The organism is Rothia nasimurium (assembly GCF_035916755.1).
Lineage (GTDB): Bacteria > Actinomycetota > Actinomycetes > Actinomycetales > Micrococcaceae > Rothia.
Genome location: NZ_JAYWIX010000005.1, coordinates 250,897 through 259,966, shown reverse-complemented (window position 1 = coordinate 259,966; position 9,070 = coordinate 250,897). Strand labels below are relative to the sequence as shown.

Below are 9,070 nucleotides of genomic sequence, written 5' to 3'. Positions count from 1 at the left end.
AAGGCTTACACTTTTTGACTGAGTTTTGTTTGTTTGTGTCCACTGTATGGTTTTGAGATAACAATCCTGTGTGGGTTTGTTATTGCTGCCCCCCTTGCTTGTTTGGTGGGGTGGTCATCGTTGGTTTACGGTGGTTATAGCGAGAGGGAAACACCCGGTTCCATCCCGAACCCGGAAGTTAAGGCTCTTTGCGCCGATGGTACTGCACTGGTGACGGTGTGGGAGAGTAGGTTACTGCCGGTTTTTGATTGGGATACAGGAAGGCCCTGGACAGCTTGTCCAGGGCCTTTTTGTTTTAAGCCTCAAAATCTAACACCCACTTTTTATACCCTATCGGGCGCAAGAGCTAAGCGCTCTGCACCAGCCCTCACCTAAACTAATCGTTTCCTGGGGAACTAGTTTGAGCTTCTGTGGAAGAGCAGATATCCCCGTCAAATCACGGTAGGCTTGAACCTATCAAGAACGCACGTACGAAAGTGAGGCACATCTGTGTCTAAGGGAAACCCCTCCACTGACGCCCGCGAGCGTGCCCGCCAACTGGCGGCACAGCAGGCCAAGAAAACCTCAAAATCATCCACCCGCTGGATTCAGTTCACAGTCCTCGGTGTCATCGCCCTCATCGTAGCAATCATTGCAGTCGTCGTCATCAACGGCAACCGCAACCAGATCGCTGACGCCGGCCCGGTGCCATCCTCAGCTAACCAGTACGGTGGCATCGTCCTGACCGCTGACGGCATCGAACAGAACACCAGCACCGAAGAAAGCCGTGACAGCAACGACCTGGGCACCTCAGAAGCAACCTACACCGCAGCTGACGGCTCTGAAGCCAAGATGCCCCTGGGTGTAGCCCTACCCGAAGAAGCAGACAACAACGGGGAGCCCGTCCGCCTGACCATCTTCCAGGACTACAACTGCATTCACTGCGCCCAGTTCGAAACCGAAAACGCTGACACCATCGCCGCCCTGGTAGCTAGCGGCGACATTACTCTGGAAGTCCGTAACCTGACCTTCCTGGACGCCTCCAGCCCTACCCTCTACTCAGCCCGTACTAACAATGTTGCCTACTCCGTAGCTAACCAGGTCTCTACCGAAGACTTCCTGAACTTCCAGAAGGAAATCTTCACCCACCAGGGCACAGGCGGCCTCTCTAACGAGGAGCTCATTGCTATTGCTGAGAAGTACGGTGCAGATGTGAAGGACGACGTTGCTAACAACACCTGGCGTCCCTTCGTTCAGACCGTAACCCTGGAGTCAGCCTCTAACGGCATCAGCGGCACTCCCACCATTTTTGCCGACGGTGAGGTCTTCAACTCCACCGACTTCAACGCCTGGATTACCGCAAAGATTGAAGCCAAGAAGAACGCCTAAGGTTCACTCTATAGACAGACCGTAGAGGGTCTGCCCGCAGTGTACTAAACTGGTACACAGCGTGTAGGGGCAGCTACACGCCTTCACCTATGCCCGGCGCATAGATGAAGGTGGGTAGCTGCCCCTTTTTCTATGCCCCACCCCAGCCCGACTAACAAGCACCGTAAGGCCCATGACCCTGCATTTTCTGATCGACTGTGACCCCGGTATCGACGACGCCCTGGCTCTCACCTACGCCTGTGCGCACCCGCAGGTTGCGGTCGAGGGCATCGTTGCAAGCGGTGGCAACGTGAGTACCGAGCAGGTAGGACGCAACGTCCGCGGTCTACTGGAGCTGCTCGGCGGGCAGGGTACCCCCTGGGCTCTAGGAGCTGAGAACCCGCTGGCCCAGCCGCTCACCACCACCGAAGAGACCCACGGCCCGCTGGGCACGGGCCACGGCCTGCTCCCCGGACAGACCAGGCCCACGGGGCGTACCCACGGCGAAGGGGCAGACCTATGGGTACAGACCGCCCGCCGTTTCCCCGGGAAGCTGCACGGGCTCGTCCTGGGGCCTTCAACTAATCTGGCGCTGGCCCTACGGCAGGAGCCGGAGCTGCCCCGTTACCTAGCTAGCCTGACCATCATGGGTGGGGCCCTGAACCACCGGGGGAACACGATGCCCACCACCGAGTGGAACGTGCACTCTGACCCCGAAGCCCTGCACGAGGTCTTAGCCGCCTACAGCCGTCCTGACCTCAACCTGCCCTATGCGCCGCTGCTCTGCCCGCTGGATAGCACCGAGAACGCCGTCATGACTCCTCAGCTGCGCGAGCGTCTACTGGCCGGTGGGGGAGAGCTCTTTACAGCTCTGGACGGGGCCCTGCAGTTTTACATGGAATTCCACGAGTGGGACAAACTGGGGTTTATCGCCCATGTGCACGACCCCTTCGTCACTGCCCTGGTAGTTAACCGCGCCCTGGCGGCTGCGGGGCAGCCCCACCTCTCACTGGGGGAGACCACACCGGTGACGCTCGATGTTGAGCTTACCGGTACCCTTACCCGCGGCCAGGTCGTAGCTGACTGGCTAGGACGCTGGGGGAGAGACCCCAACGCTCAGGCCCTGACCAGCGCCCGGGCCCCTGAATTTTTTGAGCACTTAATCCAGACCGTTCGGGCAGTTTACGCCCCAAAGGGGACTGGCTAGAACCAGCTCAAAGAAATAAAAAGAACAATTATTCTACAGAAAGGGGTGGGCATGGCCCCCTCATCACACGCACCTACACAGCCTTCAACGTCTGGGCAGAGGAGCTCAGTAGCCGCTGGGTTCCTCGGTAAAAACCCGGAACAGAACACACCCTTGACCACCTCTCAGAAGGTGCTCAACCTGCTCGCTGCCTTGGTAGTCGTAGGAACCTATAGCTGGGCCGTCCTCACCGCAGGCGGTGCCACCAACTACGCGGGCTACCTGGAAGGCGCCAGCGATGCCCAAGCCGCTATCTCCCTGCCGCTCATGCTGGGCTATACCGCGGGCGTCCTACTGCTTCTGGCAGCTAACCTGAGCCGCCTGCCCCTTGCCACCATCGCCCTGATTCCTTTTGCGGCAGCTTTCAACATTATCGTGGGCCAGCTCATTGGCTTCTCGGGTATTCCCCTCTACCTTGACTCCGTTGCCACCGTGCTCATCGGTGTGCTGGCCGGCCCCGCCGCCGGAGCCATGACCGGTATTATCACCAACCTTGCCTGGGGCCTCACCATCAACCCCACCACTATTCCCTTTGCCGCCGGTGCTGCCCTAATCGGCTTCCTGGCCGGTTACGCTGGCCGCCTGGGTCTCTTCCGCAAACTCTGGGGTGCCCTGCTCGCGGGCTTTATCACCGGCATCCTGGCCGGCTTCGTCGGCGCCCCCATCGCAGCCTTCGTCTTTGGCGGTGGCCAGGGCGTGGGTACCGGTTCCGTGGTTGCGGCCCTGCAGGCTGCTGGCCAGTCCCTGCTGGGGGCTACAACCCTGCAGTCTTTGCTCTCTGACCCGCTCGATAAGACCATCGCCTTCGCCTTGGTCTGGCTCATCATCAAGGGCCTGCCCGCCCGCGCCCGTCGTCAGTTCGGCCGCTAACCGGTGAGCGCCCCCGCCCTGAACCCCCGCACCTGGGTCACCCTGGGCTGCGCCGGGCTCCTGCTAGCCTTTGCCCCGCTGCCGCTCACCTGGCAGGCGGGGCTGCTGGCTGTGCTCATCGCCCTGCACGGGGCAGGACGGACGCTTGCCCCCTGGGCACACCTGGTCCTGGTAGGGCTGGCGCCGGTTGCGGTGATGGCTTTTATCATCCAACTGGTGTCGCGCGGGGGAGAAACCGTATGGGCAACCTGGGCGCCCGTGCCCTGGATGGTGTTTGAAGTGACCGCCGAGGGAGCCCGGGCTGGCTTGGCTCTAGCCCTACAGATTCTGGCCTTCGGGTCAGCCTGCGCCTTGCTGATACTACCCACCGGGGCTGCTGGCCTGCGCTATGCCCTGACCACCTGGGGACTGCCGCCTAGGCTCATCTACCTGCTGGTCGCTTCGCTCAACGCCCCGGCCCAGCTGGCCCACTACTCCCGGCTGGTACAACGGGCCGCCCGCGCCAGAGGTATGGCCGACGGGTCGCGAGGCGCCCGCGTCTGGTTGGGGGTACGGACGGCGTCCGCCCTCTTCAACCTGCTCCTACTCGACCACGAGGTGCGCGGAGCAACCCTGGCTGCGCGTGGGATTGACCGGGCCGGGTCCAGAATTTTCTGGCAGGACTACGCCGACAGCCGCACCCAGTGCTACCTTCGCTGGGCGCTCCTGCCACTGGCCTGTCTGCTCGTGCTTGCTACCTATACGGGGGTGCTGCTGTGACCTATGCGCGGACGCTCATCACCGGGGCTCGGGGAACCGGAAAGTCTGGCCGGTTGCAGGCTTGGGCCCAGGAACGGGATGGGCTCTTTGTGCCCTCTAACCCCCATGCCCTGATGGCTGGGCTGGTGCCCACCGTGGCTGAAGAAATTGCTCTGGGAATAGAGCAGATTGTGGATAGCCGGAATCAGCTCCACCGGGCTGTGCAGGCAGTTGCCGCTGACCTTGGAATTACCGACTTACTGGCAGCTCACCCCCTGCAACTTTCGGGTGGGCAAACCCAGCTGGTAGCCCTGGCTGCCTACCTGGTGCTGGGGCGGGTGGACGGAAACCTCGACGGGGCGGCTGTGCCAGCCCTAGCCCTGGACGAACCCCTGCTTGGCCTCGATCATGCTATGCGAGCCCGGGTGCTGGACGCTTTTACCCGCTACCCGGCAGATTTGGCCTGGGCTTCAGTCAGGCCCCAGGTCGACGAAGAGAGCCTTGCCGCTAATGTCGAAAACCTAGGAGCAGGTGTTTTACCGTCTGCTGGAGCGCCGTCTCTGCCGTCTTTGCCCACCCGAGCCGCGGCAGGCGTCCTGGCCCGTGACCTCGCTATATCCCCGGTGACTCCGGCCCGCCGCCGGTGGAAGAAGCCGGTAGCTACCCCCATTGCTACCGGTATTTACCTGGACCTCGCCCCCGGCGACTGCCTGATCCTCACCGGCCCCAACGGCGCCGGAAAATCCACCCTGCTGCGCACCATCGCGGGGCTCCTACCCCCAGTTACCGGGCAGCTCACCATCGGCGGGCTACAGCCCCACCAGCAGGACGCCCCTGCCCGCGCCGCCCTCGCCCAGCTGGTGGCGCAAACCCCAGCCCACCACTTCCTAGCCCCCACCGTGGATGCTGACATGAAGCTAGGGAACGGGGCGAAAGCTAGTAGCCCTACCCGCGAAGCCCTACGCGATGCCGTCCTACCCGCGGGCTCCGGGGAAACCCACCCCCTGGATCTACTCCCCGCTGAACAGCACCTGCTTGCCCTAGCAGAAGCGCTCGCCGCCGGGGCGTCCTGCCTACTCCTCGATGAACCAACAGCGGGGCTAGATACCCTCGGCCTTGAGCAGGTCGCAGCGCTCATCGCCGCCCACTGCGCCGCAGGAGGCAGCGCTATCGTCGCCACCCACGACCAACAACTCACCCAAGCCCTTGCAGCCCGCCTGCCCCTGCACCACTACCGACTAGACGCCCGCAGGTAACATGCACCCGCCCGCAATATCGGGTACACTTGAAAAGTCTTGCCTCCTTAGCTCAGCTGGCCAGAGCACCTGTCTTGTAAACAGGGGGTCACCGGTTCGAATCCGGTAGGGGGCTCTCTTTGTGCCCAAAAACAGGGCGACACCCACTATCTAGTTACGGGGCATCCGGGCTCGCGCTCGCTGTGCAGGGTTCTTGGGCTGTGTGCAGAGAAAAGTCTGCACACAGCCCAAGAACCCTGCACAAGCCAGGTAAGCGGCAACTTCGCTGCGAGTTTGCGAGCGCACACGAAAAGCACAACTTGCTGCTCTCCCACCGTGCGCACCTAGCTACCCAGCGTTTGCACAAATATGCAAACAAAAGATAGTGTTATTCCTGGCTTAGGGTCACCTAAGCAGTTCTATAGATAGTCCTATAGAACCAGACACCCTTCCCAGGAGAACACAAGACCATGGTCGCCATCACTCGTAGCACCTTCCTCAAGGCAACCGCAGCCACCGCCCTCACCGGCCTTCTCGCAGCCTGCACCACCGGCTCCAACGACACCTCAAGCAGCAGCACCAGCTCAGCAGCCTCAGGTGAGAGCTACACCGTCAAGCACGCCTTCGGCGAGACCACCTTCACCGCGGTACCCCAGAAAATTGCCGTTGTGAACTTCTGGAAGAACCCCGACGTCCTCCTGGCCCTCGGCGTCGTACCCGCCGGCACCCCCGTCGTCACCTACGGCGCCAACGCCAACGGCTCCACCGACTGGTTCGACGCCAAGCTGGCCGAACTCGGCGGCACCGCCCCCGTGACCTACGACGAAACCGACGGCCCCGACTACGAAGCCCTCGCCACTTTGGCCCCCGACGCTATCTTCTCCGTCTACGGCGATATGACCCAGGAAGTCTACGACAAGCTCACCGCTATCGCCCCCGTCGTTGCCGCCCCCGAGGGTGTAGGCGCCTACGCCGCCTCCTGGGAGGACGTCGTCAACCAGGCCGCCGCTATGCTACAGAAGGACGATGAAGGCGCCGCCCTCATCGAGGCCACCAACAAGACCATCGACGACGCCGCAGCCAAGTACTCTAACCTGGCAGGTAAGACCTTCGTGGCTGGCATGTTCGATCTGGAAGCCCAGACCCTCTCCGCCTACGTAGCAAGCGATTCCCGCTCCCAATTCCTCACCTCACTGGGCATGGAACTAGCCCCCTACATTGAGCAGAACGCCACCGAAGCTGACGCCTTCTTCATGACCATCTCAGGCGAGGTGCTGCCCGAGGTTCAGTCAGATATTGTCTGGGCTTGGGGCACCAGCGACTCCGACGAAGAAGCCATCAAGAGCAACACCCTCTTCTCCCAGATGCCTGCCGTAGCGAACGGCGGCCTGGTTGTTGAAACCGATACCGCTATCTCCCTGGCCCTTTCGGCAGCGTCCCCGCTCTCCCTGGACTGGGCTATTAACCAGACCGAAACCCTGGCCAAGCTCTCGGCCGCTATCGACGCAAGCCAGGCGTCCTAACCGGTGACCGCAGCCCCCGCCCGGCCTTCAACCAGCCGCCGCGCCACCCCCAGCGGGGGAGCGCGGCGGCTGGTCGTGCTCGGCCTCGCCCTGGGGCTGATTCTTGCTCTAGCTGCCCTCGCCAGCTTTGCCCTGGGCGCCCGTCCCATCAGCCTGACCACCCTGCTGGACTATTTGGCTGGCGGGCAGGTTGCAGAGGCGGACGCAGCGGTGTTGACCCAGCGGTCGGTGCGGACGCTAACCGCCGGGGTTGTGGGGGCAGCACTAGGTTTAGCCGGGGCTGGGCTCCAAGGCATTACCCGGAACCCCCTGGGCGACCCCGGGATTCTCGGCATTAACGCCGGGGCAGCCTGCGCGGTGGTCGCCGGTATTACCTTTTTCTCTGCCGGTTCCACCGCGGCTTTTGCTCTCTGGGCCTTCGCCGGGGCAGTTGCCTCAGCCCTTGCCGTCTACGCCCTGGCCTCGCTCGGTACCGGGGGAGCGACCCCTATCAAACTAGCCCTCATGGGCGCAGCCCTTACCGCCGGTTTAGGGGCGGTCACCAGCGCCCTAATCCTGACCAACCAGAACACCCTCGATAACCTGCGCCGCTGGCAGATTGGAACTGTCGCCGGCGCCAGCCTCTCTGACCTGGCGGTAGCCGCCCCGCTACTGGCCCTCGGGGCTATCATCGTTCTCACTGGAGCGAAAACCATCAACAGCTTTGCCCTGGGCGATGACATGGCAGCCTCGCTGGGGGAGAATGTGGCTGTGCGCCGCCTTATCATTACCGGCGGCATTACCCTGCTGGTGGGCACTGCCCTGGCTCTGACCGGCCCCATCGCCTTCCTCGGGCTCATGGCCCCGCACGCCATTCGAGCCCTGGCGGGAGCAGACTACCGGGCTCTGCTACCCCTGTCAGCCCTCTTCGGTGCAGCCCTGCTCATCCTGGCGGACACCGCCGGGCGCATTATCGCCCCGCCCCAGGAAATCCAGGTGGGCGTGATGATGGTAGCTTTGGGCGTGCCCGTCTTCATCTACTTGGTCCGACGAGGGAAGGCGGTTAACCTCTAATGCCTGCCCTACCCCGCCCCCAGTCCCAGGACGCCGCCCAAGCGGTGGCCGACGTCCGCACCCGTGCCCGCCGCCGTCCGGCCCTCGCTATCGTCGGCCTTACTCTGACCCTGATTGCGGTGTGGGCGGTGCGCGTGCTGCTGGGCTCCTACACGGTCACTATCCCCGATTTCTTCACGATCCTCGGTGGCGGAACTATCGAGAGCGCCAAGGGTGCCCGCTACATCGTCATGGAAGAAAAACTACCCCGCGCCGTCCTCGGCGCCCTAGCCGGGGCAGCCTTCGGCTTGGGCGGGGCTATCTTCCAGCTACTCCTGCGTAACCCCATTGCCAGCCCCGATATCATCGGTGTCTCCAACGGGGCAGCCCTGGGGGCCGTCATCGGTATTGTCTTTCTGGGTCTGGGCGGGCTACCACTGACCCTGCTGGCTATCGCCGTAGCCCTGGCTGTTGCCCTGCTGATGATGGCTCTCTCGGCGGGCGACAGCAGCGCGGGTAACCGCTTCATTCTGGTAGGTCTGGGCATCTCAGCGCTGGGGACGGCCTTTATCCAGTACCTGCTCTCCCGCACCTCAACCACCAGCGCCCAAACCCTGACCCACTGGCTGGCAGGCTCCCTCTCCACCGCCAACTGGGACCGCATCAGCCTCTTGGCTCTACTCCTGCTACCGCTGCTGCTCCCTCTTATCTTTTTCTACCGCCCCCTGCACGCCACAGCCGTTGGCGAAGAGCTCGCCTTCGGCCTGGGGGTGCCTACCCGCGCTGTCCGCACCGGCTTCATCGCCCTGGGAGTGCTCCTGGTGGCCGTTGCCACCGCCGCTACCGGCCCCCTTGCCTTCATCGCTTTTATGTCAGGGCCTATCGCCCGGGCCCTCACCGGCGGACGCCACAACCTCACAGCTGCCGCCTTAGTCGGCGCCAGCCTGGTGGTGCTCGCCGACTTTATCGGCTCCAACCTCATCCCCGGCGGTATCAACCTGCCCGCCGGCGTCCTCACCGGTGCCTTCGGCGCCCCCGCCCTCATCTGGCTGCTGACCCGCTCACCCGAAAGAAGCTAA

At 63.0% G+C, this 9,070-nt stretch carries 8 protein-coding genes, 1 tRNA gene and 1 rRNA gene; all 10 read left to right on the top strand.

Annotated features, from left to right (window positions below):
- Nucleotides 1-126 precede the first annotated feature (126 nt).
- The 10 genes from rrf to VSX42_RS07300 all read left to right on the top strand — a co-directional run bounded on the left by rrf (nt 127) and on the right by VSX42_RS07300 (nt 9,070).
- A 5S ribosomal RNA gene (gene rrf / locus VSX42_RS07345) occupies nt 127-243 on the top strand.
- A 246-nt stretch (nt 244-489) separates the two neighbouring features.
- Nucleotides 490-1,368, top strand: a complete 879-nt coding sequence (locus tag VSX42_RS07340; RefSeq protein ID WP_326503662.1) for a DsbA family protein — start codon at nt 490-492, stop codon at nt 1,366-1,368.
- Between the two features lie 172 nt (nt 1,369-1,540).
- A complete protein-coding gene (locus tag VSX42_RS07335) occupies nt 1,541-2,554 on the top strand; it encodes a nucleoside hydrolase (RefSeq protein WP_326503661.1) in 1,014 nt (337 codons plus the stop codon).
- Between the two features lie 153 nt (nt 2,555-2,707).
- Nucleotides 2,708-3,463 carry an ECF transporter S component gene (locus tag VSX42_RS07330; RefSeq protein ID WP_326503660.1) on the top strand — a complete coding sequence of 252 codons (756 nt, stop codon included), beginning with the start codon at nt 2,708-2,710 and terminating at the stop codon, nt 3,461-3,463.
- 3 nt (nt 3,464-3,466) lie between these two features.
- Nucleotides 3,467-4,222: an energy-coupling factor transporter transmembrane component T gene (locus tag VSX42_RS07325; RefSeq protein WP_326503659.1), complete on the top strand. Its 756-nt coding sequence runs from the start codon at nt 3,467-3,469 to the stop codon at nt 4,220-4,222.
- A gap of 89 nt (nt 4,223-4,311) precedes the next feature.
- Nucleotides 4,312-5,457, top strand: coding sequence for an ATP-binding cassette domain-containing protein (locus VSX42_RS07320; protein ID WP_326503658.1), 1,146 nt, complete (start codon nt 4,312-4,314; stop codon nt 5,455-5,457).
- Between the two features lie 41 nt (nt 5,458-5,498).
- Nucleotides 5,499-5,572: transfer RNA gene (locus tag VSX42_RS07315), tRNA-Thr, on the top strand.
- Nucleotides 5,573-5,906: 334 nt separating this feature from the next.
- The gene (locus VSX42_RS07310) at nt 5,907-6,959 is read left to right on the top strand and encodes an ABC transporter substrate-binding protein (RefSeq protein WP_326503657.1); all 1,053 of its coding nucleotides are present in this window, start codon (nt 5,907-5,909) and stop codon (nt 6,957-6,959) included.
- 3 nt (nt 6,960-6,962) lie between these two features.
- Nucleotides 6,963-8,012: an iron ABC transporter permease gene (locus VSX42_RS07305; RefSeq protein WP_326503656.1), complete on the top strand. Its 1,050-nt coding sequence runs from the start codon at nt 6,963-6,965 to the stop codon at nt 8,010-8,012.
- On the top strand, nt 8,012-9,070 hold the full coding sequence (locus VSX42_RS07300; protein ID WP_326503655.1) for an iron ABC transporter permease: 1,059 nt from the start codon (nt 8,012-8,014) through the stop codon (nt 9,068-9,070). The genes VSX42_RS07305 and VSX42_RS07300 overlap by 1 nt, the downstream gene beginning before the upstream one ends.

Coding starts and splice junctions, on each gene's coding strand:
- VSX42_RS07300 (WP_326503655.1), top strand. CDS start 8,012: ATGCCTGCCCTACCCCGCCCCCAGTCCCAGGACGCCGCCCAAGCGGTG.
- VSX42_RS07310 (WP_326503657.1), top strand. CDS start 5,907: ATGGTCGCCATCACTCGTAGCACCTTCCTCAAGGCAACCGCAGCCACC.
- VSX42_RS07335 (WP_326503661.1), top strand. CDS start 1,541: ATGACCCTGCATTTTCTGATCGACTGTGACCCCGGTATCGACGACGCC.